Origin of the sequence: Sphingobium sp. S6, assembly GCF_905120495.1 — a bacterium.
Classification (GTDB): Bacteria; Pseudomonadota; Alphaproteobacteria; order Sphingomonadales; family Sphingomonadaceae; genus Sphingobium; species Sphingobium agri.
This window is the reverse complement of record NZ_CAJHOG010000007.1, coordinates 1-22,777: the sequence shown is the minus strand read 5'-3', so window position 1 is coordinate 22,777 and position 22,777 is coordinate 1. Positions and strand designations below refer to the sequence as shown.

Here is a 22,777-nt window from a genome sequence, read left to right as displayed (position 1 = left end):
TGATCTTTTCCTGTGGGGAACAGATGCTTTGAACCTTTATCGTCTAGTGCGAGGATGGCGGCGGGTCTATAGATTTTGGCCATAGTTTTTCGCGATGGAGAGTTGCCCATGGACGGTATGATCGAGAAATCGGGCCTGATGGTGGCCGCCGAACTGGCGCGCTTTATTGATGAGGATGTGCTGCCGGGGACGGGGATCGTGGCGGATGCGTTCTGGCGAGGCGCTGCTGCGATTTTCGCGCGGTTCGCGCCGCGCAATGCGGCTTTGCTGGAGAAACGCGATGCTCTTCAGGCGCAGATCGATGCCTGGCACGGGGAGCATGCGGGACGGCCTTTCGATGCGGAGACCTATCGGGCTTTCCTGACGGAGATCGGCTATCTTGTGGCGGAGCCTGCGCCCTTTTCCATCGGGTCGGGCCGGGTGGATGCGGAGCTCGCGACGCTGGCGGGGCCGCAGCTGGTGGTGCCGATCCTGAATGCGCGCTTCCTGTTGAACGCGGCCAATGCGCGTTGGGGGAGCCTGTATGATGCGCTGTACGGGACGGACGCGATCCCGGGCGTGGCGGCGGGCAAGGGCTATGATCCGGCGCGGGGCGCGCAGGTGATTGCCTGGGCCAAGGCGTTTCTGGACCGGGCGGTGCCTCTGGCGGAGGGGAGCTGGGCGCAGTGGGCTGGCGGGGTGCCGGTGTTGCGGGATTCTGCTCAATTTGCCGGGCGGGCGGGGGATAATATCCTGCTGCGCAATCATGGGCTGCATATCGAACTGGTGATCGATGCGGGGCATCCGATCGGGCGGGATGACCCGGCGCATTTGGCCGATGTCGTGCTGGAGTCGGCTTTGTCGACCATCTGCGACCTGGAGGATTCGGTCGCGGCGGTGGATGCGGGGGACAAGGTTGGGGCCTATGCCAACTGGCTGGGGCTGATGAAGGGCGATCTGGAGGACAGCTTCGAGAAGAATGGCGCGATGATGACGCGGCGGCTGAATGGCGACCGGTCCTATGTTGCGCCGGATGGGAGTGGGTTCACGCTGCCGGGGCGGTCATTGCTGTTCGTGCGCAATGTCGGGCATTTGATGACGACGCCTGCGGTGCGCTTGGCGGATGGGGCGGAGGCTCCGGAAGGGATTTTGGACGGGATCGTCACCAGCCTGATCGCCTTGCACGACATTCGGCGCGGCGGGCGCTTCGTCAACAGCCGGGCGGGCAGCATCTATATCGTGAAGCCCAAGATGCATGGGCCGGAGGAGGCCGCCTTCACCAATGATCTATTCGATGCGATCGAGGATCTGCTGGGGCTGGAGCGGCATCAGCTGAAGGTCGGCGTGATGGATGAAGAGCGGCGGACTTCGGCCAACCTTGCCGCCTGCATCCATGCGGTGCGGGACCGGATCGTGTTCATCAACACCGGCTTTCTGGATCGCACGGGGGACGAGATCCATACGTCGATGCGGGCGGGGCCGATGATCCGCAAGGGCGAGATGAAGGGCGCGGCGTGGATCAAGGCCTATGAGGATCGCAATGTGCAGATCGGGCTGGCTTGCGGGCTGTCCGGCCGGGCGCAGATCGGCAAGGGCATGTGGGCGGCTCCGGATCGGATGGCGGACATGCTGGAGCAGAAGATCGGGCATCCCATGACGGGCGCGAATACGGCCTGGGTGCCTTCGCCGACTGCCGCGACCTTGCACGCTACGCATTATCATGCCGTCGATGTTTTTGCTCGGCAGGAGGAGCGGAAGGCGGAGGCGGTGGCTTCGCTCGATGCGCTGCTGACGATACCGCTGGCGGCGGGGGTGAACTGGTCGGCGCAGGATGTTCGGGACGAGCTGGACAATAATGCGCAGGGGATATTGGGATATGTCGTGCGCTGGGTGGATCAGGGCGTGGGGTGCTCCAAGGTGCCGGATATCCATGACGTGGGACTGATGGAGGATCGGGCGACGTTGCGGATTTCTTCGCAGCATATCGCCAACTGGCTGCTGCATGGGGTGTGTTCGGCGGAAGAGGTGGACGCGGCGCTGCGGCGGATGGCGGCTAAGGTGGATGCGCAGAATGCGGGCGACCCGCTCTACCAGCCGATGAGCGGGCGGGAGGAGGAGAGCATCGCCTTCCAGGCGGCGCGGGCGCTGGTGTTTGAGGGGGTGGCGCAGCCTAATGGTTATACCGAGCCCTTGTTGCATGCGTTTCGGGCGAGGGTGAAGGGGTAGGATGTTCGTTCTACTTCGCCGTCATGCTGAACTTGTTTCAGCATCCATTTCTCCCCACGAGCGGAAGGCGTGTAGAGGCACAATGGATCCTGAAACGAGTTCAGGATGACGGTTTTGGCTAGGGTCGCTTACCCCAACAGGACATAGGCGGCGCCTGCTGCGGCTGAGCAGAGGAGAACGGGGAGGATCCCGGCCTTGAAGCGCAGGACGGCGATCAGGGCTGCCGTTGAAAGCGCCAGGGCTGGAAGGTTGATCGAGGCGAGGACGGGGACGTCGAGCGATCCGGTGGGCGTCGGGACGGCGTGGACCTTGGCGAACAGGGTGTGGATCGCGAACCAGAGGGCGAGGTTCAGGATCACGCCCACTACAGCCGCGGTGATGGCGGTCAGGGCTGAGGACAGCGCGCGGTTGCCGCGCAGGCGTTCGATGAAGGGCGCGCCTGCGAAGATCCAGAGGAAGCAGGGGACGAAGGTCACCCAGGTTGTGAGGATCGCGCCCAGTGTGGCGGCGACGAGCGGCGGCAGCATCCCGGCGTCGCGGAAAGCGGCGAGGAAGCCGACGAACTGCGTCACCATGATCAGCGGGCCGGGCGTTGTTTCCGCCATGCCGAGGCCGTCGAGCATCTCACCGGGGCGGAGCCAGCCGAACGTGCCGACCGCTTCCTGCGCAACATAGGCGAGGACCGCGTAGGCGCCGCCGAAGGTGACGACCGCCATCTGGCTGAAGAAGCTGGCGATGCGGGCGAACACATCGTTTGGGCCGAGTGCGAGGAAAAGGGCGAGGACGGGGGCAAGCCAGAGCACCAGCAGCACCGTCGAGATCTGGAGCGACCAGCGCATGTTCGGGCGGGCATGATCGGGAAGGGCTTCGCCGAGCGCGGTGTCGCGATCGTGGATGACGTTGCCGGACGCGGGACCATGGCCGCCGCCGCCCTTGAACTGGGCGATACCGCTGCGGCTGCCGAGATAGCCGATGAGGCCCGCGGCAAGGACGATCAGCGGGAAAGGTGCGTCGAGGAAGAAGATGGCGACGAAGGCGGCGGCGGCGATGCCGCGCATGACGTTGTTCTTGAGCGCGCGGGAGCCGACGCGGACGACCGCTTGCACCACGACGGCGAGGACGGCGGCTTTCAGGCCGAAGAAGAGCCCTTCGACGAGCGGAACCTTACCGAGAAGGACGTAGATATAGCTCAGGCCCAAGATGGCGAGGAAGCCGGGGAGAACGAAAAGGATACCCGCGATCAGGCCGCCTTTCGTCCTGTGGAGCAGCCAGCCGATGTAGATGGCGAGCTGCTGTGCCTCCGGGCCGGGGAGCAGCATGCAATAGTTGAGGGCGTGGAGGAAACGCTCCTCCCCGATCCACTTTTTTTCCTCGACAAGGATGCGGTGCATCACCGCGATCTGGCCTGCGGGACCGCCGAAGCTCAAGGCCGCGATCTTTGCCCATATGCGGGTGGCTTCGCCGAGCGGGATGCCGTGATCGGGCAAGGGCGTGGCGGCGGCGGAGAGGGTCGAGGCGTTGCTGCTCATCGATAGGTCTTTCGATTGCTGAAAAAGGCGTGGAACTGGTTGAGGGCGTCGCTGGCGAGGGCGATGCGCTGAAGATCATCGTCGGTGGAGGCGCAGACGCCGGACAGCATCGCGCCGAGGCCAGCGGTTTCGGGACGGGTGAACTTGCCGTCGGCTATGTCGAGTTCGTGGATGATCTCGCCGATGGCTTGCAGGGCGGGATCGTCGGTCAGCTTCGCGCGCAGCAGCAGGGTTTCGAAGCTGCACCTGTCGGCTTCATGGGTGAATTCCGCGTCGGCCATGTCGAAGCGCAGCTCGCCGGGCTCCGGATCATGGGAGCGGCTGTCGACGAAACGGAAGCGGGCATGGGGGTCGATAAAGCGGGTGATGAGCCAAGCGCAGGCGATGCGGTCGACATGGACGCCGCTGCGCGTGACCCAAATGCGGTTGGTGAGGATCGCCGGGGCCTCGGCCGGTTCGGCGCGGGTGACGTCCGGATGCTGGTATCGGCGGCGGTCGAGTTCGGTGAGCGCCGCTTCGGCTTCCTGGCGGCCGTGTGCGCCGAAAAAGTCGATGCGGCTGATGTCTTCGAGGCGCTTCTGGAGCTTGGCGATGTCTGCGGCGGTGGCGGGGCCGGTTTCGAGCAGGCGGCGCGCGGATTGGGCGAGGTCGTCATAATCGGCATCGCGGGCGGTGTCGAAAAGGGCGCGGACTTCGGCGTCGGATTGGCCGATGAGAAGGCGGATTTCCGTGAGGATGGCTTCGCCGCCGCCGGTGGTGATTTCATCCAATAGGGTGCGGAAGGCGGCTTCGGACGCGTCCGAATGAGGGAGGACATGGACGGCGTTTTTGAGCGGAACCGCGCCTATGGATTGGAGGCGGCGCCAGATTTTCACGCGCAGATAGGGTGGCTTGGCCGGGAGCTGATGGAGGAGGGCTAGCCAGGAGTTCATGATGCAGGTGTATCATATGAATTGTGTGTGGGAAATAGCTATATCATTCAGAGGTGATGTGCCTTCTCGCTCTGGTTCCCGTCAGGGGACCAGTTGCATTGTTCAGTTCGCGCCTCTGCGTGAAAAATTTTTGCACGCGGAGACGCGGAGGCGCGGAGAGTTGTGGGGGAAGGGGTAGGGCTTTGAACAGGCGTGGCCTTGCAACTGAGCTGGGGTTTGATTGTTTCGCTGCGCGGGCCTGTAAGCCTCCGCGTCTCCGCGTCTCCGCGTGAACCAAAGGGAATGGCTCCTGCGGCGCAGGAGCGCGCTGCGTCAGCGTTTAAGCTGTTCGATCAGCGCTCTGGCCGCGCTTGTCACATCTGACCAGGTTTCGTCGAAGCCTTCATCTTCGCCATAATAGGGGTCGGTGACGCTGGTGCCTTCGCGGCCGGGGACGAGGTCCATGAGGAGGCGGAGGTGGGCGGTGCCGTCGGAAGGGCGGATGCGGCGGAGGTTTTTGAGGTTTTCCGCGTCGAGGGCGAAGATATGGTCGAAGCGGTGGAAATCGTCCGGCGTGACCTGGCGGCCGCGATAGGTGGATATGTCTATGCCGTTGCGCAGGGCGACGGCCTGGGCGCGCTTGTCCGGCGGGCAGTCTACGTGCCAGTCGCCGGTGCCTGCGGAGTCGACCTCGACTTGAAGGCACGCCTTTTCCGCTTCGGCGCGCAGGGCGGCTTCGGCAAGGGGCGAGCGGCAAATATTGCCGAGGCAGACGAAGAGGACAGAGACGCTCATCCTTCGGCTGCCGCTGTCGAGAGGCCGAGATGCGGCACGCCGATCGAGCGGCGACCGCCGAAGTCGGTGCGAGCGACGATGACGCCGATCTTTTCCATATAGTCGATGAGGCGGCGGACCCGGCCCGGCGAACTGGTGCCATAGGCGCGGGCGAGGGCGGTATCGTCGGGGCAGGGCAGGCCCTGCATCGCGGCGCGGGCGATGAGGAGGAAGGGGGCGAGCATGTCTTCGGGCAGGGGCTGGGCGGCCTTCATCGCATCGTCCCAGCGCGGGTCGGCGGCGTCGAACATGCCCGCCTGCGCCATGGCGAAACGCTTGCGGAAGGCGGCGAGGTCGAGCGGCGGTGTGCGCAGACCCTTCATCCGGCAACGGACGCCGAAATCCTGATAGAGGGTGGCGACGCTGGGCTGCGCGTCGCCCAGGTCGGCGACGATCTCTTCCAAAACCGCGATGACCACGGGCTCATTCTGGCCGAAATCCAGTTCGGGGGCGGCAGGTTTGGCAAGGGGCGCGGCGGCGAGGGCGCGCATCAGTTCCTCGGCGGGGAGCGGCGGGGGTTCGGCGCGGGGTGGTGGAGGGGGCAGCGTGTCTTCGTCGCCTGCGCTGGCGAAAAGCAGCTCTTGCATATTTTCGGTCGCGGCTGCGGGGGGCGGCATCAGCTTGTGGGTGCCGCCGCGCGTGCTGGTCTTTACCGTGCCGATCTTCACCGCGACGGGGCGGCGGCAGATGGCGGGGCCGAGCGCGAGGAAGCGTCCGCGCTCCAAATCGCGTATCTGTTCGGCTTGGCGGCGCTCCATGCCGAGCAGGTCGGCGGCGCGCGCCATGTCGATGTCGAGGAAGGTGCGGCCCATCAGGAAGTTGGACGCTTCGGCCGCGACATTCTTGGCCAGCTTGGCAAGGCGTTGGGTGGCGATGACGCCAGCAAGGCCACGCTTGCGGCCACGGCACATGAGGTTGGTCATGGCGGCGAGGGAAAGGCGGCGGGCTTCGTCGGAGACGTCACCGGCGGCGACGGGGGCGAACATCTGCGCTTCATCCACCACGACGAGGGCGGGATACCAATGGTCGCGCGGGGCGTCGAACAGGGTCGAAAGGAAGGTGGCGGCGCATTTCATTTGCGCTTCGAGTTCGAGGCTTTCGAGGCTCAGGACCACCGACGCGCGATGTTCGCGGATGCGCGCGGCCATCTTGACGATTTCGCGTTCATTATAGTCGCCCGCGTCGATGACGACATGGCCATATTCGTCGGCCAGCGTGACGAAGTCGCCTTCGGGATCGATGACGACCTGCTGGACGAGGGCGGCGCTTTCTTCCAGCAGGCGGCGGAGGAGGTGCGATTTGCCGGAACCCGAATTGCCCTGCACGAGCAGGCGGGTCGCGAGCAATTCCTCTACGTCGATCGGAACGGGATTGCCGTTGCCGTCGGTTCCTATGCTGATGGTGGCGGTCACATCTGTCCTTTGGCCCAGGCGGTGGGATTCGCGCAAGGGTGGTGTGGCGAAGGGCGCGCGCGGGCTGCGAGAAGCTCGGCACGAGCGGGGCTTGATATGATGTGCTCCTGCGGAGGCAGGAGCCCAGGTCTGCGCTCCGAACTGGACTCCTGCCTTCGCAGGAGTACGGAGTGGTTGAGGCTTGACCGAACGATTGTTGCGGCGCAGCATCGATTTCATGGCGACTCTTTCCTCTCCTCCTCCGCCGGTTACGCAAAATCCGGACATTCGTTACCTTGGCCGCCTGCTCGGCGACGTGATCCGGGCCTATGGCGGGGATCGGCTTTACCGGCAGACGGAATATATCCGGTCCGCATCGGTTGACCGGGCGCGCGGGCTGCATGGCGCGGATGTGGTGGATACCGGGCTGGAGGCGTTGAGCCTGGACGATACGCTGTCCTTCGTGCGCGGGTTCATGCTGTTTTCGATGCTCGCCAATCTGGCGGAAGATCGGCAGGGGGTGGCGGCTGATCCGGACGCGGATGTGGCTTCGGCAATCGAGCGGCTGGAGGCGCATGGGATCGGGCGGGACGCGGTGCTGGCGCTGCTCAACCATTCGCTGATCGTGCCGGTGCTGACCGCCCACCCAACCGAAGTGCGGCGCAAGAGCATGATCGATCATAAGAACCGCATCGCCGACTTGATGATGTTGAAGGATGCGGGGCGCGACGAGACCGAGGACGGGGAGAATCTGGACGAGGCGATCGCGCGGCAGATCGCGCTGTTGTGGCAGACGCGGCCTTTGCGGCGGCAGAAGCTGTTCGTGCAGGATGAGATCGACAATGTCCTGACCTATTTCCGGGACGTGTTCCTGCCGGTGCTGCCGGCGCTTTATGCGCGGTGGGAGCGAGTGTTGGGGGTGCGGCCGCCCAGTTTCCTGCGGGTGGGGAACTGGATCGGCGGGGACCGGGACGGCAATCCGTTCGTGCAGGCGCCCCAGTTGCGGTCGGCGCTCGGGCGTGGGTGCGAGGCGGCGATCGCTTATTATCTGGAGGCGGTGCACGCCCTGGGGGCAGAATTGTCGCTTTCGACCGAGCTGGCGCATGTGCCAGAGGCGGTGCTGGACTTGGCGGAGGCAAGCGGGGACAACTCGCCCAGCCGCGGGGATGAGCCATATCGGCGCGCGCTGTCGGGGATTTATGCGCGACTGGCGGCGACCTATCGGGAATTGGTAGGCAAAGAGCCGCCCCGTCCTTCGCGGTTGTCGGGAGAGCCCTATGCGCAGCCGGGGGATTTGCGGCGCGATCTGGTGACAGTGGCGCAGGGGCTGGCGAGCGAGGGTGACGGCGCGCTGGCGACGGGCGGGGCGCTGGGGCGGCTGATCCGGGCGGTGGAGACGTTCGGGTTCCACCTCGCGACGCTCGACATGCGGCAGAATAGCGATGTGCATGAGCGCGTCGTCGCCGAAATGCTGAAGGTCGCGGGGGTCGAGGAGGATTATGCCGCGCTGGATGAGGAGGCGCGGGTTGCTCTGCTAAGGGCCGAACTGGCGAGCAACAGGCCGCTCGGGTCGCGCTTTTCGGAATATTCGGAGGAGACTGCGTCCGAACTGGCGATCGTGCAGGCGGCGGCGGAGGCGCATCAGACTTACGGGCCTGCGTGCATAAGCCATTATATCATTTCCAAGGCGGAGAGCGTTTCGGACCTGCTGGAGGTCAACCTGCTGCTGAAGGAGGCGGGCTTGTGGCGCGCGGGGAATGATGGCGGACCGGCGCGGGCGGCGATCATGGCGGTGCCGCTGTTCGAGACGATCGCGGATCTGGAGGCCGCGCCGGGCATCATGGCGGCCTATTTCGGCCTGCCCGAGATTGCGGGGGTGGTGCGCGAGCGGGGTCATCAGGAAGTGATGATCGGCTATTCCGACAGCAACAAGGATGGCGGCTATATCACGTCGACCTGGGGGCTGTATCAGGCGAGCAAGGCGCTGGCGCCGGTGTTCGAGGAAGCGGGCACGGCGATGCAGCTGTTCCACGGCCGGGGCGGCGCGGTGGGGCGTGGCGGGGGTTCCTCCTTCGCGGCGATCCAGGCGCAGCCGCGCGGCACGGTGCAGGGGCGCATCCGCATCACCGAACAGGGTGAGGTGATCGCGGCGAAGTTCGGCACGCGCGACGTGGCGATGACCAATTTGGAGGCGATGACGAGCGCGACTTTGCTTGCCAGCCTGGAGCCGGAGGGGATTTCGGACAAGGATGCAGCGCGCTTTGCCGGGGCGATGGACGAACTGTCCAAGACCGCTTTTGCCGCTTATCGCGACCTTGTCTACGGGACGGAGGGGTTCAAGGAGTTCTTCCGGCAGCTGACGCCGATCCAGGAGATTTCCGGCCTTAAGATCGGGTCGCGGCCCGCCAGCCGGACGAAGAGTACGCGGATCGAGGATTTGCGGGCGATCCCGTGGGTGTTCAGCTGGTCACAGGCGCGGGTGATGCTGCCCGGCTGGTACGGCATGGGACAGGCGTTCGAGGCGTTCGAGGACAAGGCGCTGCTGGCCGATATGGCGCAGAGCTGGTCCTTCCTCAAATCCGCGCTTGCCAATCTGGAGATGGTGCTGGCGAAGTCGGATCTGGGGATTGCGGCCCATTATCTGCCGCTGGTCGAGGATCAGGCGGTGGGCGGCGCGATCTTCGATCGTATCCGGCAGGGGTGGCAGCTGACCCATGACGGGTTGCTGGCGGCGACGGGGCAGTCGCGATTGCTGGAGAAGAACCCGAAGCTGGATGAATCGATCCGGTTGCGGCTGCCCTATATCGAGCCGCTGAACCTGTTGCAGGTGGAGCTGATGAAGCGCCATCGCGGCGGGGAGGATGATCCGCGCATCAAGGAAGGGATCGAACTGTCGATCAACGCCATCGCCACGGCGCTGCGCAACAGCGGCTAGAGGGTGAATCCGGGACGGCTAGCAGTCCAATGCCGCCCCGAACCCCTGGCGCTCCCCGTGAAGGAGGGCGCGAGCCGGAGAGCCGGGCGACAAAAGCAACCTGGCCAATTTCAGAAAAAAAGCTAATCCAGCCAAGAAGATGAAGGCCGGATGAACGTCGATGGCCCATGCGGTGAGCAGAGTCCATGTTTTCATTCACAACCAATTCAACCGGGACGCGTTATCCTGCCTGTATTGGAGAAAAGGAGAGAGGCAATGACGTGGTCCGGACGGAGGTTTCTGGCTGCGATCAGCCTTGCCGGTGCGGTGGCACTGGGCGGCTGCGCCTATGACGATGGCTATTATGGCGGTGTGAGCGTCGGGTCAGGCTATTATGGCGGTGGCTATTATGACGATTATTATGGCCCCGCTTATTATGGTTCAGGCTATTACGGCCCCGGCTATGGCTGGTACGGCGATTATTATTATCCGGGCAGCGGCTACTATGTCTACGACCGGGGTGGACGCCGCCACCGCTGGAACAACGACCAGCGGCGCTATTGGGAAGGCCGGCGCAACGAGCGCGGCGACCATTGGCGCGGCAGTCTGGCCCGGCCGGAAGAAGGCCGCCTCTATCGCGATGGCCGCCGGGTGAGAGATGGCCAGTGGCGTGGACGGGACAGGAACAATGCCACGGCTGCTCCTCCGGTCGTTCAGAGCCAGCCGCGCGCGGGTAGCCCGCGCGGCAGCTGGAGCGGCGACCGGTCGAGCGGTGGATCCGGTTCCACGACGACCCGTTCCGATGGAACGCATTGGCGCGGGACGCTGCGTCGCTGATGCGGGCTGGGTGGGGCGCTGCAACGCTGGTCATTTCCCTCTTGCTCGCCGCCTGTGACGGGCGGGAGGAAAGCGCGATCGACAATCTCGCCAACGGCGCCAACGCGGCGCAGGTGGAGAACAGCTTCCGCGCGGAGGCGCGGGAGGTTCTGGAACCGCTGCGGCCACCCGAGCCAGGGACGCCCGGCGGCTTGCCGCCAGATGCCGCCCCGATCGAGGAAGGGTCGATCGACCCCAAGGGACCGCAGGGCGCTGCCCAGGTTGTGCAGGGCTATTATGCGCTGCTGGAACAGCGGCGTTTCGACGACGCGCAGGACCTTTGGAACGAGAAGGGCGCGATCGGCGCGGAGGATGACGAGGCTTTTGCCCGGCGTTTCCGCAACTTTAGCGAAATCCACGCCAATATCGGTGCGCCCGGTGAGATGGAGGGCGCGGCGGGCTCTTCCTATGTGACCGTGCCGGTGCAAGTTTATGGGCGGCTCGCGGTGAATGGGAAGCCTTGGTACAAGCTGCGGCAGGTGACGCTGCGGCGAGTCAATGACGTGCCGGGATCGAGCGAGGCTGACCGGCGGTGGCACATCGAGTCGATTGGACCTTATGTCGCGCCGGTTGAGGGCGAGGCTGGCGATGTGGGGAATGACGCGTCGGTGGGGCGTTAGCTTGGAGAACTCCCCAAGTGCAACTCGGGCTGAGCCTGTCGAAGCCCTTCCCTATCTTCTTCGGCGGTATGGAGAAGAAGTAAAGCCCTTCGACAAGCTCAGGGCGAACGGAGAGGGGTGGGTGCCAAGTGGCCGAGAGTGATGCTGGAGCCAACCGTTGCGAAGGCGAGCGGAGTTAATTCCGCTCGCCTTGTCGCATTGTCAGGAAACGGTTGCCTTCAGGATCTTGCCCGGGGTGCGGGGCGGTTCGCCCTTGGGGAGGGCGTCGACATGCTCCATGCCGGACGTGACCTCGCCCCAGACGGTGTACTGGCCGTCGAGGAAGGTGGCGTCGTCGAAGCAGATGAAGAACTGGCTGTTGGCACTGTTCGGGTTCGCCGCGCGGGCCATGGAGCAGACGCCGCGGATGTGCGGTTCGCGGCTGAATTCGGCCTTCAGGTCAGGCAGCTTCGACCCGCCCATGCCGGTGCCGGTCGGGTCACCGCCCTGCGCCATGAAGCCGGGGATGACGCGGTGGAAGACGACGCCGTCGTAGAAGCCTTCCTTGGCGAGCTGGGTGATGCGTTCGACATGGCCGGGCGCCAGATCAGGGCGCAGCTTTATGACGACATCGCCGCCGCTGTCGAGGGTGAGGGTGAGCGTTTCGTCGGCCATGGAAATCTCCTCTTTCGGGGGAGTGGGGAAATGTTGGTCCATATAGAGCGTTAGGACTGGGATGGAAGCGCTTCAATCAATGTTTGAGGCATTGCATTTATCCCGATCATGAGCAAAAGCAGCCAAATGTTACAGGAACCGGACAGTAGGGGACGCGATGAGCGAGCGAGCCGATATGGCCGAGCCCCGGCCGGACGAACTGCCTATTGACGACGTAGTCGTTGATGGACGCGCCGCCGAGCAGGCGGAATCCCGTCATGACGAGGATGACCGGCTGAGGCCGGACTTTGTTTCCGCCGTGCTGGACGCGGTGGAGGATGGCGACCGTGATCGGGCGCGCGAACTGGTGTCGCCGCTGCACCCGGCGGATATTGCCGACCTTCTGGAACTGACGCCGTCCGAGCGGCGGGGCGAGGTGGCGGCGGCGCTGGGCGATCTGGTCGGCGCGGAGGTGCTATCCGAGCTTAACGACTATGTCCGCGACGACCTGCTCGATGCGCTGGAGCCGCAGCAGGTCGCGGACTTTGCCGCTGAACTCGATACCGACGACGCCGTTGCGATCATCGAGGATATGGAGGAGGCCGATCAGCAGGCCGTCCTCGACGCGATGGAGCCGGAAGATCGCGCGGCGATCGAGAGCGCGCTCGCCTATCCCGAGGAGTCCGCCGGCCGATTGATGCAGCGCGATCTGGTCGCGGTGCCCGAACATATGACGGTCGGCCAGGTGATCGACTATCTGCGCGACAATCGCGACCTGACCACGGATTTCTGGGAAATCTTCGTAGTGGACGAGGCGCACAAGCCGATCGGCACCTGCCAGTTGAGCTGGATCCTTACTTGCCCGCGCGCCATCGCCATGGCGGATGTCATGAAGCGAGAGCAGACACTGATCCCGGTCGACATGGACCAGGAGGAAGTGGCGCTGCGCTTCCAGAAATATGCGCTGATTTCAGCGGCTGTGGTGGATGCCAGTGGGCGGCTGGTCGGCATGATCACGGTCGATGACATCGTCCACATCATTTCCGAGGAAGCGGGCGAGGATATCCTGCGCTTGTCGGGTGCGGGCGAGGGCGACATCAATCAGCCGATATTGGAAACGGTGCGCACGCGCCTGTCCTGGCTGGTGGTGAATCTGGGCACGGCGGTGCTGGCGGCGTCGGTCGTCGGGCTGTTCCAGGCGACGATATCCAAATATGTCGTGCTGGCCGTGCTGATGCCGATCGTGTCGGGCATGGGCGGCAATGCCGGGACCCAGACCATGGCGGTCGCGGTGCGCGCGCTGGCGACCAACCAGCTGACCAGTTCGAATACGATCCGGCAGATCGCGCGGGAGTTTCGCATCGCGAGCGCCAATGGCACGGCGCTCGGGATCATGGTTGGCCTGGCCGTGGGATTAATCTATGGCAATCATGACCTTGGCCTGGTGATTGCCATGGCGATGCTGATCAACAATCTGGTCGCGGGACTGGCGGGGATATTGGTGCCGGTGACGCTGGACCGGTTCAATGTCGATCCGGCGGTATCGTCGGCGGTGTTCGTGACGACGACGACGGACATCATGGGCTTCTTCTCTTTCCTGGGGCTGGCGACGATCTGGGGTCTGTGACGGGCTTGACCCTGTGCGATGAGAGCCCATTTTCTGATCCATGCCCCTTCACATCACAAAGATTGCCTTTGGCAGCGAGAGCCCGGCGACGTTGCGCGCGTGGCTGGAAAGTCATTCCGGCGAGGCGCGGCTGACGACCCGCTACCTGCCCAAGCGGGTGGCGGAGATGGAGGGCGGGTCGCTTTACTGGATCCATCAGCACAGGCTGGTGGGGCGTAGTCCGTTGATCGGTTTTCAAGAGACCGGGCAGGGGCGCTTCTGGATCAAGCTGGAGCCGCGATTGATCGCGGTGCGCGGTGCGCCCAAGCGCGCGCATCAGGGGTGGCGGTACTTGGAGGAGAAGGATGCGCCGCCTGATCTGGGGTCGGGCGAGGTGGATGATCTGGAGGCGATGCCACCCGCGATGCTGGGGGAGTTGACGCGGTTGGGGTTGGTTTGAGGGAGGGTATTGGAGACCTCGTTCTCGTTCGGACTGTTGGCTATTCTCCAGCTTCCGTTCGGGCTGAGCTTGTCGAAGCCCTTTTCTTCTTTTCAAGTGCTATGCCTGAAGAAAAGCCCTTCGACAGGCTCAGGGCGAACGGAGGTGGGGGTGTTCTAACGAGGTGATGGCCCTCGATCGGGTGGTGGTGAGCGTTACGCCGCCTTTCCTTGCAGCGCTTTTTGCCGCCGCCTTTGCACCGATGAGCCGATGCCCATCGCCTCGCGATATTTGGCGACGGTGCGGCGCGCGATGTCCATACCCTTGCCGCGGAGCAGGTCGACCAGCGTATCGTCGGACAGGATCGCGTCGGCGGTTTCTGCGGCGATCAGGGCCTTGATGTGGCTCTTCACCGCTTCGGCGGAGACGGCGCCATCGCCGCCTGCTGCCGACACGCCGCTGGTGAAGAAATATTTGAGCTCATAAACGCCGCGCGGGCAGGAGAGATATTTGTTGGAAGTGACGCGGCTGACGGTCGATTCATGCATGCCGATGGCTTCGGCGACCATCTTGAGCGTCAGGGGCTTCAGGTGCGCGACGCCCTGGCGGAAGAAATCTTCCTGGCAGCGGACGATTTCGGTGGCGACCTTGATGATCGTTTTCTGCCGCTGGTCGAGCGCCTTGACCAGCCAATTGGCGCTGGCGAGGCAGTCGGCAAGCCATGCCTTTGACGTGCGATCCTGCGGGCCGGAGGCGAGTTCGACATAATAGTTGCGGTTGATGAGCAGGCGGGGCAAGGTCGCGCTGTTGATCTCGATCGACCAGCCACCGCCTGTGGGTTTCACGAACAGGTCGGGCGTCACCGGGGGTGCGCGGTCGTTTGAGTAGCGCAGGCCTGGCTTCGGATCATAGGCGCGCAGCTCGCGGATCATGTCGGCCATATCCTCTTCATCCACGCCGCAGATGCGGCGCAGTTGGGGGAGGGCTCCACGGGCGAGCAGGTCTAGATTGGCGAGCAGCTTCGCCATGCAGGGGTCATAGCGATCCGCCTCCTTGGCCTGAAGCGTCAGGCATTCGGCGAGCGATCGGGCGCCGACGCCGGTGGGGTCGAAGCCGTGGATGACGCCCAGCACCTGTTCCGTCTGAGCAAGAGGGACGCTGAGGCTATGGGCGGTTTCGATGAGGTTGGCCTCCAGATAGCCGGCCTCGTCGATCTGGCCGATGAGCTGGGTCGCGATCAGCAGGTCCATACCGGAGAGCGCATTGCGCGCTTGGTCCATCAGATGTTCCTGAAGGCCGATCTCCGGATTGGCGAAGCTGTCGAAGTCGATCGCTTCGCCGCTGCCTTGGGAAAGATCGTGGCCGCCTGATCCCATGGCGCTGACGGCGCGATCGGACGGGCCATCGTCAATGAAGGTTTCCGCGCCATAATCGACGTCGAGCGGGGCGTCGGTTTCGGCGTGGCCTTGGCCGATCAGCGCGTCGATGGCACCGGTTTCTGGCGCGAGCGCAGGGAGGTCCATCTGCGCGTCTATGCCATCGGCGGGGGGCGCTGGATCGGTCGGGCCGCCTGCCTCCAGCAACGGGTTCTTTTCCAGTTCCGCTGCGACGAAGGCGTCGATTTCGAGATTGGAAAGCGCCAGCAGCTTGATCGCCTGCTGAAGCTGCGGCGTCATCACCAGCGATTGGCTTTGCCGGATGTCGAGGCGCGGCGCGAGCGACATCAGCCGGTGCCTGTTTCGTCACGCCGGAGGAAGGGGCGCCGCGCGGTCATTTCAGAGCGAGAAATTCTCGCCCAGATAGAGGCGGCGCACCTCGGCATTGGCGACCAGTTCGGTCGGGCTGCCGGTGAAGAGCACCTGGCCGCCATAGATGATGCAGGCGCGGTCCACGATTTCCAGCGTCTCGCGCACATTATGGTCAGTGATGAGGACGCCGATGCCGCGCGTCTTCAACTGCTTCACAAGGTCGCGAATGTCGGCGATGGAGAGCGGATCGATGCCTGCAAAGGGTTCGTCCAGCAGGACGATCGAGGGATTGGCGGCAAGCGCGCGGGCGATTTCGCAGCGGCGGCGTTCACCGCCGGAGAGCGCCATGGCGGACGAATTGGCTAGGCGGGTGAGGCCGAATTCGTCGAGCAGCTGGGCAAGGCGAGCTTCGCGCGATGCCTTGTCCGGTTCGGCCAGTTCCAGCACCGCGCTGATATTCTGGGCGACGGTGAGGCCGCGGAAGATCGACGTTTCCTGCGGTAGATAGCCAAGGCCCAGTATCGCGCGGCGGTACATGGGAAGGCCGGTGATGTCCTGGCCGTCCAGGATGATGCGGCCATGATCCGGGCGGACGAGGCCCATCACCGAATAGAAACAGGTGGTCTTGCCCGCGCCGTTGGGGCCGAGCAGGCCGACAACCTCACCCTTTCCTACTGTGAGCGAGACATCGGTCAGGACCGTGCGCTTGTCATAGCTTTTGGCGATGGAAATGACCGACAGGCCGTCGCTCGATTCCTGCGCTGCCCTGCGCCTTTCGGCGTCCTGCCTATCCTGAATTACGACATCGTCCATCACTCATCCTTGCTGCGACATGGTTAACGCCACGTAAAATAGCGGCGCGGCCGAGGCAATTGGCAAGCTTTGTGCATGGGATTGCGTCCGGGGCAAGGGGAAAATCGGCGATCCCCGCTGAAAGGCCGTTCAATGCTTGATTTGGCGCGCCACAAGGGTCAGTGCTGCATCAAGTTCGGGATCGAGTTGGAGCAGGGCAAAACTGTCCGCTGCTGTACAATTTGATGCAATAGGATAGGCGAGGAATGAGGATAACAGAAGCCGGTACGGCGGAGGGATGGGCGCGTGCGCTGATCCCGCAGTCCGTGGAATCCTTGATGGAACAGGCCGAAGCCATGACGCTGGCGTCTTTTGGCGCGACCGTCACCTATTCGCGCAAGGTCTTCATCCCGCTGACGCATCTGTGCCGCGACGTCTGCCATTATTGCACCTTTGCCAAGGCGCCGCGCAATGCCGGGTCGCCCTATCTGTCGATCGAGCAAGTGCTGGACATCGCACGGGCGGGCGAAGCGGCGGGTTGCCGGGAGGCGCTGTTCACGCTGGGAGACCGGCCGGAGGACCGCTATGCGGTCGCGCGATCGGCGCTGGCGGGATTGGGGCATGGATCAACGCTGAGCTATCTGCGCGAGGCAGCGGCGGCGGTGCTGGCTGAAACGAGCCTGCTGCCGCATCTGAACCCCGGCATCATGGACGATGATGATCTGGCGATGCTGCGGCCGGTGGCGGCGTCCATGGGACTGATGCTCGAAAGCACGTCCGAGCGGCTGTGCGCCAGGGGCGGACCGCATCATGGCTCGCCCGACAAGGTCCCGGCGGTGCGGCTGGAGGCGATCGAAGCGGCGGGACGGGCGCGGATGCCCTTCACCACCGGCTTGCTGATCGGCATCGGCGAGACGCGGATGGAGCGGATCGAAGCATTGATTGCGATCCGCGATGCTCATGCGCGGCATGGCCATGTCCAGGAAGTCATCATCCAGAATTTCCGGGCCAAGGCGGACACGCGGATGGCAGGGCGTGCCGAGCCGCCGCTGGAGGAGCATCTTTGGACGATCGCTGCCGCCCGGCTGATATTGGGGCCGGAGATGACGATCCAGGCGCCGCCGAACCTCCAGCCCGACGGCCTCGCCGGTTTGATGCGGGCGGGGGTCAATGATTGGGGCGGGGTTTCGCCGGTTACGCCGGACCATGTGAATCCCGAAGCCCCCTGGCCGCATCTGATGGCGCTTGGCGCTGCAACGGCGGCGGCCGGGCGCGTGCTGACCGAAAGGCTGGCGGTGGGTCCGCGCTATGCCAAGGAGCCGGAGCGATGGCTGGAGCCTGCAATCGCGCTGAAGGTGCGGCGGGAAGTGGATGCCAGGGGCTTGCCGATCATCGAGCGGTGGCGCGCGGGAACGGGTGAGCCGCCGCCATCGCTGCCTGCCGCCGGGGAGACGATGCAGACTGGACGAATCGAGGCCATATTGGACAGGGCGGCGTTGGGGCGCGGCCTTGAAGAAGGAGAAATTGTCGCCCTGTTCGAGGCGGCTGGTTCCGATGTTCGTCGGGTTATGGATGCCGCCGATCGATTGCGGCGCCGAACGGTGGGCGATGCCGTGACCTATGTCGTCAATCGCAACATCAATTACACCAACATCTGCAGCTACCGGTGCGGATTTTGCGCCTTTTCCAAGGGGACGGCGAAGGCCTTGCGCGGGCCTGCCTACCGGCTCGACCTGGAGGAAGTGGCGCGACGGGCAGCGGAGGCGCAGGCGCGGGGTGCAACCGAAGTGTGCCTGCAAGGCGGCATCCATCCCGACTATGACGGCCATACCTATCTGTCGATCGTCAAGGCGGTGCGGGAGGCTGCGCCGGGCATCCATATCCATGCCTTTTCGCCGTTGGAAATCGCCCATGGCGCTTCGACGCTCGGAATGGAACTGGAGCCCTATCTGACGATGCTGAAGGAAGCAGGGCTGTCCACCCTGCCTGGCACGGCGGCCGAAGTGCTGCATGAGGAGGTGCGCGCGATCATCTGCCCGGACAAGGTTTCGACCGATGAATGGGTGGCGGTGATGCGGGCGGCGCATCGGGTCGGCCTGAAAAGCACGGCAACCATCATGTTCGGGCATGTGGACGACTATCGCCATTGGGCGAGGCATTTGCGCGTGGTGCGGGACCTTCAGGAGGAGACTGGCGGCTTTACCGAATTCGTGCCGTTGCCGTTCGTCCATATGGAAGCGCCGATTTGGCGGAAGGGCAAGGCGCGGTCCGGGCCGAGCTTTCGGGAGGCGATGCTGATGCAGGCGGTGGCGCGAATTGCCCTGCACGGCGCGATTTCGAACATCCAGGCGAGCTGGGTGAAGCTTGGCGAAGAGGGCGTTATTGCGGCGCTGGGCGCGGGCGTGAATGATCTGGGCGGCGTGCTGATGGACGAATCCATCACACGCGCGGCAGGCGGCGCCAACGGCCAATTGTTCGATGTTGATCGCATGCATCGTACAGCAGAGGCGGCCGGGCGCTTTGCCAGGCAGCGCACTACGCTTTACGGGCAGGTGAGGCAGGAGGCGGCGGCCTGATCTGCTTTGCCAAGCCGTGCCGGTGACGATAAGGCGTGGGGATGATTGAGGGAATGGAAGCCAGGCGGCCAATGCGTTTGCGGTCATTGTTGTTCGTGCCGGGTGATCGGCCCGAACGGATGCGCAAGGCGCTGAACAGCGGCGCCGATGCCTTGATCCTGGACCTTGAGGATTCAGTGGCGCTCGCTGGCAAGGCGGCGGCTCGCATGGAAATCGCGGCCTTTCTGAAGGAAGCGGCGGGTGGCGAAACCCTGTTGTTCGTGCGCGTGAACCCGCTCGACGGTGGTCTTACAGACGCCGATCTGGATGCAGTCGCGGAAGCGGGGCCGGCGGGGATCATGCTGCCCAAGGCGGAAGGTGCCGCGTCGATCAGGGATTTGGACGAGCGGCTGCGGCAGCGCGGTGATGATCGCGCGCTGATCCTGCCGATCGCGACGGAAACGCCCAAGGCGTTGTTCCGGCTGAGTGAATATGCCGATGTGCCGGAGCGGTTGGCTGGCCTTACCTGGGGCGCGGAGGATCTGCCCGCGGCGGTCGGCGCGCTGACGGCCCGGCATGCCGATGGCAGCTACACGTCGCCCTATGAAATTGCGCGCGCGCTTACCCTTTTCGCCGCAAGCGCGGCAGGGGTGCTCCCTATCGAGACGGTATATCCGGCCATTCGCGATCTGGAGGGGCTCGCCGCTTATGCGCAGCGCGGCGCGCGTGACGGCTTTCTGGGCATGATGGCCGTGCATCCCGATCAGGTCTCCGTGATCAACACGGCCTTCACCCCCTCGGAAGAGGAAGTCGCCCGTGCCCAGGCAGTGGTCGATGCATTTGCCGCCAATCCTGGCGCGGGCGTGCTGACGCTGGACGGCAAGATGATCGACCGGCCGCACCTGATAAAAGCGCAGGCGCTTCTCGCCCGCTGTTGAACCACCGCCAGTCAACTTGACGGCCTATCTCCCATATGGGAGAGGCGGGGCATGGGTTCTCTCTGGGCCGATCAGAACGAGCTGTTCCTGCCGCTGGTGGACGGGATTCATGAAAGCCCGCCCTTTGGCGCTTTCATCCGTAATCTCGTCAGCCGCACCTATGCGCGGCGGGCCTTCCTGATCATTTCACTGGCCAATGCCATGCCCGAACAGGAGCCCACGGTGATCCACATCGCCGCGCCGCGTGCTTCGCAGGAACCGCCGCTCGATTTCCGGCGGCTGGATGCGCTGCGGCTGCATCCTTATGGATCGCTGCGTCCAGGGCGCGTCTATGCGCTGGATGAGATGCTCAACTATGATGATGCAGGCGAACTGGCGCGGCAGCGCGAGGCGCTTAATGAGATGAATATCCGCTACGGCCGCTGGTTGCGTGTCGCGGCGGGCGGCGTGGCGGACGCCCATTTCCTGCTGGTACGGGAACGGGAGGATTTCTCTGCCTCCGCCGTCGCCGTGCTGTCCAGCATCGCCCCGCATTTCGCCGCAGCCTTGCGGACTTTGGTGGCCCTGATCGAGGCGCGATTGCAGGTGGCGATGGCGCAGGGCGCACTCGCGCGGCTGGGCGTGGCACAGTTGGCGTTCGACTGGGGTGGCCGAGTGATGGCTGCCGATCCAGCGGCGGAGGCGATGTTGAGCTTCACCATGAAGCCCGGCCCAAGTCCGGAGCGGCGGCTGCAATTACTGCCCGACACGACTCATGCGCTCAACCGGGCTTGCGCGGAAATGGCGTCGGCGCCGCCGGGCGCGACCCGGGTGATCCGCATCGATGAGAGCCGGGACCTGGACCTGCTGCTGCGAAAATCCGATCTGGCGTTGAGCGAACCTTGCGCCTTGCCAGCGGTGATCGGCATCGTGCGGACCCCAAGGCGCGAAGCGGCGCAGGCGGCGGTCGGCACCCTGGCGGCACTGCACGGACTGTCGAGCAGCGAAGCGGCGCTGGCCCATGCGTTGAGCCTGGGAGAGAGTATCGTCAGCGCGGGTGAGCAGCTGCGCCTGACCAGCGAAACGGCGCGCAACTATTCCAAGCGTATCTATGAAAAGACAGGTGCGAAGGGGCAGGCTGACCTGGTCCGGCTGATCCTGACGGGGCTTGCTCCCTTCGCCTGATCAGGCGCAGGGTGCGGCGAATTTCCATGGCCGTGAAACAGCAGAAATATCTCCCTTTCCCTGCAAGTTTCGCGGCCTCTTGTCTGGCGCTTTGACGGAAAAGTGGATAAGGGGCCGCCCAACGCTACGCATATCAATTGGAGGGGCAGGCGACCATGAGCAGTAACAAGGCAGCCCTTGAAGGCATTCGCGTCATCGACATGACCCGCGTTCTCGCAGGGCCCATCGGCGCGCAGATACTGGGCGATCTGGGCGCGGACGTGATCAAGGTGGAACGCCCGGGCGTTGGCGATGATGGACGCGTCTACGGCCTTGCCGAGGTGAAGGGCAAGGACGGGATGAATGTCCGCCAGGCGGGCTTTTTCGCGGCGGCGAACCGCAACAAGCGGTCGATCACGCTCAACCATAGCAAGGCTGAAGGCCAGGAAATCCTGCGCAAGCTGGTGCAGGGCGCCGATGTGCTGATCGAAAATTACAAGGTCGGCGATCTCAAGCGTTTCGGACTGGATTATGAGAGCCTGAAGGCGATCAACCCGCGCCTCATCTATTGTTCGGTGACCGGTTTCGGGCAGACGGGGCCGATGGCGGCGCGGCCTGGCTATGACGGCCTGTTCCAGGCTACCGGCGGGATGATGGCGGTCACCGGTATTCCGGAAGGGCAGCCTGGGGCTGGGCCGCTCAAGGCCGGTCCTAGCCTGGTGGATTTCATCACGGGCCATAATGTGGCTATTTCCATTCTTGCCGCGCTTCAGCATCGTAACCAGACTGGTGAAGGGCAGCATATCGATATCGCCCTTCTGGATAGTTCGGTGGCGATGATCAGCCATATCATGCAGGATTATCTGCTGAGCGGCGTTACGCCGCCTCGGCTCGGCAATGGCGGCAATGGCGGCGGGCCTGCGGACCTTATCCATACCAAGGACGGCATGCTGTACCTGACGGCGGGGGGTGACGAACATTGGCGTCGCCTGACGGTGCTGATGGGGCAGCCTGAACTCTACCAGGACCCGCGCTTCGACGAGAATTACAAGCGGGGCAAGTTGAACCGGCTCGAATTGATGGACATCATCAATGAGTGGAGCCGTGGTTTCACTTCGGAAGAGCTTCAGGCGAAGTTCGATGAGGTGAGCATTCCCGCCGCGCGCTACAATGAACTGCCAGAAGTGTGGGAAGATCCGCAGGTGCAGCATCGCGGCTTGCGGGTGACGACGCCGCATCCATGGTCCGAGACTGGGACCATCGACCTGATCGCCAGCCCGCTGGCCAATATGTCGGAATCTCCGGCGACGATCCGCCGTGCGCCGCCCCTGCTTGGCGAACATAGCGCCGAGGTGCTGGGCGAGCTGGGTTATGACGCGGCGCGCATCGACGAATTGCGAGAGATGAAGATTATCTGATCTCCATGATCCCGGCGGTTTCCGGCCGCCGGGCGCGTTTATCGTGACACTATACAGGCTATTATTGGGCCTGATTGGGCGCGAGCTGAGTTTTGGGGGTAAAGCTGGTCAGCTTTACCCCCATTTATCGTCACCCTCTGGGTTCTCGTGGCATAGCTAGTCCGCGTTCGGCGATGATGTTGCGCTGGATTTGGTCTGTGCCTGCGTAGATGGTGTCGGATCGTG

At 64.2% G+C, this 22,777-nt stretch carries 17 protein-coding genes; 10 read left to right on the top strand and 7 right to left on the bottom strand.

What is annotated here, in order from left to right:
* Window positions 1-108: 108 nt before the first annotated feature.
* Window positions 109-2,205, top strand: a complete 2,097-nt coding sequence (locus tag SPHS8_RS15905; RefSeq protein WP_201516406.1) for a malate synthase G — start codon at window positions 109-111, stop codon at window positions 2,203-2,205.
* A 128-nt stretch (window positions 2,206-2,333) separates the two neighbouring features.
* Here the strand turns inward: SPHS8_RS15905 and chrA are convergent, their stop codons facing one another.
* From chrA to SPHS8_RS15885, 4 genes are all read right to left on the bottom strand, one after another.
* Entirely contained in the window at window positions 2,334-3,734 is a 1,401-nt protein-coding gene (gene chrA, locus SPHS8_RS15900) for a chromate efflux transporter (RefSeq protein ID WP_201516405.1), read from the bottom strand.
* Window positions 3,731-4,666, bottom strand: a complete 936-nt coding sequence (locus SPHS8_RS15895) for a chromate resistance protein ChrB domain-containing protein (RefSeq protein WP_201516404.1) — start codon at window positions 4,664-4,666, stop codon at window positions 3,731-3,733. The genes chrA and SPHS8_RS15895 overlap by 4 nt, the downstream gene beginning before the upstream one ends.
* Before the next feature lie 312 nt (window positions 4,667-4,978).
* Window positions 4,979-5,440, bottom strand: a complete 462-nt coding sequence (locus SPHS8_RS15890; protein WP_201516403.1) for a low molecular weight protein-tyrosine-phosphatase — start codon at window positions 5,438-5,440, stop codon at window positions 4,979-4,981.
* Complete coding sequence (locus tag SPHS8_RS15885) at window positions 5,437-6,891, bottom strand: ATP-binding protein (protein WP_201516402.1); 1,455 nt, start codon at window positions 6,889-6,891, stop codon at window positions 5,437-5,439. Before SPHS8_RS15885 ends, SPHS8_RS15890 begins: the two co-directional genes overlap by 4 nt.
* Before the next feature lie 217 nt (window positions 6,892-7,108).
* Between SPHS8_RS15885 and ppc the strand changes: the two genes are divergently transcribed.
* The 3 genes from ppc to SPHS8_RS15870 all read left to right on the top strand — a co-directional run bounded on the left by ppc (window position 7,109) and on the right by SPHS8_RS15870 (window position 11,280).
* Complete coding sequence (gene ppc, locus SPHS8_RS15880) at window positions 7,109-9,805, top strand: phosphoenolpyruvate carboxylase (RefSeq protein ID WP_201516493.1); 2,697 nt, start codon at window positions 7,109-7,111, stop codon at window positions 9,803-9,805.
* Window positions 9,806-10,060: 255 nt separating this feature from the next.
* Complete coding sequence (locus SPHS8_RS20490; RefSeq protein WP_236575215.1) at window positions 10,061-10,621, top strand: hypothetical protein; 561 nt, start codon at window positions 10,061-10,063, stop codon at window positions 10,619-10,621.
* Entirely contained in the window at window positions 10,621-11,280 is a 660-nt protein-coding gene (locus SPHS8_RS15870; RefSeq protein WP_201516492.1) for a hypothetical protein, read from the top strand. Before SPHS8_RS20490 ends, SPHS8_RS15870 begins: the two co-directional genes overlap by 1 nt.
* Window positions 11,281-11,481: 201 nt before the next feature.
* Here SPHS8_RS15870 and SPHS8_RS15865 read toward each other — a convergent pair whose 3' ends face one another.
* Entirely contained in the window at window positions 11,482-11,934 is a 453-nt protein-coding gene (locus tag SPHS8_RS15865) for a peptidylprolyl isomerase (RefSeq protein ID WP_201516401.1), read from the bottom strand.
* A gap of 157 nt (window positions 11,935-12,091) precedes the next feature.
* Here SPHS8_RS15865 and mgtE point away from each other — a divergent pair, with 157 nt between their 5' ends.
* Together mgtE and SPHS8_RS15855 are read left to right on the top strand one after the other, a co-directional pair.
* Window positions 12,092-13,540: a magnesium transporter gene (mgtE, locus tag SPHS8_RS15860; protein ID WP_201516400.1), complete on the top strand. Its 1,449-nt coding sequence runs from the start codon at window positions 12,092-12,094 to the stop codon at window positions 13,538-13,540.
* A gap of 40 nt (window positions 13,541-13,580) precedes the next feature.
* A complete protein-coding gene (locus SPHS8_RS15855) occupies window positions 13,581-13,979 on the top strand; it encodes a DUF1489 family protein (RefSeq protein ID WP_201516399.1) in 399 nt (132 codons plus the stop codon).
* A gap of 194 nt (window positions 13,980-14,173) precedes the next feature.
* Here the strand turns inward: SPHS8_RS15855 and rpoN are convergent, their stop codons facing one another.
* Complete coding sequence (rpoN, locus tag SPHS8_RS15850) at window positions 14,174-15,682, bottom strand: RNA polymerase factor sigma-54 (protein WP_201516398.1); 1,509 nt, start codon at window positions 15,680-15,682, stop codon at window positions 14,174-14,176.
* A gap of 51 nt (window positions 15,683-15,733) precedes the next feature.
* Window positions 15,734-16,519 carry an LPS export ABC transporter ATP-binding protein gene (gene lptB, locus SPHS8_RS15845; protein WP_201516397.1) on the bottom strand — a complete coding sequence of 262 codons (786 nt, stop codon included), beginning with the start codon at window positions 16,517-16,519 and terminating at the stop codon, window positions 15,734-15,736.
* Window positions 16,520-16,764: 245 nt separating this feature from the next.
* On the opposite strand from lptB, the gene cofH reads away from it, so the two are divergent.
* The 4 genes from cofH (at window position 16,765) to SPHS8_RS15825 (ending at window position 22,552) form a co-directional block, all read left to right on the top strand.
* Entirely contained in the window at window positions 16,765-19,074 is a 2,310-nt protein-coding gene (gene cofH / locus SPHS8_RS15840) for a 5-amino-6-(D-ribitylamino)uracil--L-tyrosine 4-hydroxyphenyl transferase CofH (RefSeq protein ID WP_201516396.1), read from the top strand.
* Window positions 19,075-19,145: 71 nt separating this feature from the next.
* On the top strand, window positions 19,146-19,991 hold the full coding sequence (locus SPHS8_RS15835) for an HpcH/HpaI aldolase/citrate lyase family protein (protein WP_201516395.1): 846 nt from the start codon (window positions 19,146-19,148) through the stop codon (window positions 19,989-19,991).
* 51 nt (window positions 19,992-20,042) lie between these two features.
* Window positions 20,043-21,155: a helix-turn-helix transcriptional regulator gene (locus SPHS8_RS15830; protein WP_201516394.1), complete on the top strand. Its 1,113-nt coding sequence runs from the start codon at window positions 20,043-20,045 to the stop codon at window positions 21,153-21,155.
* Window positions 21,156-21,310: 155 nt separating this feature from the next.
* Complete coding sequence (locus tag SPHS8_RS15825; protein WP_201516393.1) at window positions 21,311-22,552, top strand: CaiB/BaiF CoA transferase family protein; 1,242 nt, start codon at window positions 21,311-21,313, stop codon at window positions 22,550-22,552.
* Window positions 22,553-22,777: the final 225 nt, after the last annotated feature.

Coding starts and splice junctions, on each gene's coding strand:
- SPHS8_RS20490 (WP_236575215.1), top strand. CDS start 10,061: ATGACGTGGTCCGGACGGAGGTTTCTGGCTGCGATCAGCCTTGCCGGT.
- SPHS8_RS15830 (WP_201516394.1), top strand. CDS start 20,043: ATGGGTTCTCTCTGGGCCGATCAGAACGAGCTGTTCCTGCCGCTGGTG.
- mgtE (WP_201516400.1), top strand. CDS start 12,092: ATGAGCGAGCGAGCCGATATGGCCGAGCCCCGGCCGGACGAACTGCCT.
- SPHS8_RS15855 (WP_201516399.1), top strand. CDS start 13,581: ATGCCCCTTCACATCACAAAGATTGCCTTTGGCAGCGAGAGCCCGGCG.
- lptB (WP_201516397.1), bottom strand. CDS start 16,519: ATGGACGATGTCGTAATTCAGGATAGGCAGGACGCCGAAAGGCGCAGG.
- SPHS8_RS15905 (WP_201516406.1), top strand. CDS start 109: ATGGACGGTATGATCGAGAAATCGGGCCTGATGGTGGCCGCCGAACTG.
- chrA (WP_201516405.1), bottom strand. CDS start 3,734: ATGAGCAGCAACGCCTCGACCCTCTCCGCCGCCGCCACGCCCTTGCCC.
- SPHS8_RS15865 (WP_201516401.1), bottom strand. CDS start 11,934: ATGGCCGACGAAACGCTCACCCTCACCCTCGACAGCGGCGGCGATGTC.
- ppc (WP_201516493.1), top strand. CDS start 7,109: ATGGCGACTCTTTCCTCTCCTCCTCCGCCGGTTACGCAAAATCCGGAC.
- SPHS8_RS15825 (WP_201516393.1), top strand. CDS start 21,311: ATGAGCAGTAACAAGGCAGCCCTTGAAGGCATTCGCGTCATCGACATG.
- cofH (WP_201516396.1), top strand. CDS start 16,765: ATGAGGATAACAGAAGCCGGTACGGCGGAGGGATGGGCGCGTGCGCTG.
- SPHS8_RS15835 (WP_201516395.1), top strand. CDS start 19,146: ATGCGTTTGCGGTCATTGTTGTTCGTGCCGGGTGATCGGCCCGAACGG.
- SPHS8_RS15870 (WP_201516492.1), top strand. CDS start 10,621: ATGCGGGCTGGGTGGGGCGCTGCAACGCTGGTCATTTCCCTCTTGCTC.
- SPHS8_RS15895 (WP_201516404.1), bottom strand. CDS start 4,666: ATGAACTCCTGGCTAGCCCTCCTCCATCAGCTCCCGGCCAAGCCACCC.
- SPHS8_RS15890 (WP_201516403.1), bottom strand. CDS start 5,440: ATGAGCGTCTCTGTCCTCTTCGTCTGCCTCGGCAATATTTGCCGCTCG.
- rpoN (WP_201516398.1), bottom strand. CDS start 15,682: ATGTCGCTCGCGCCGCGCCTCGACATCCGGCAAAGCCAATCGCTGGTG.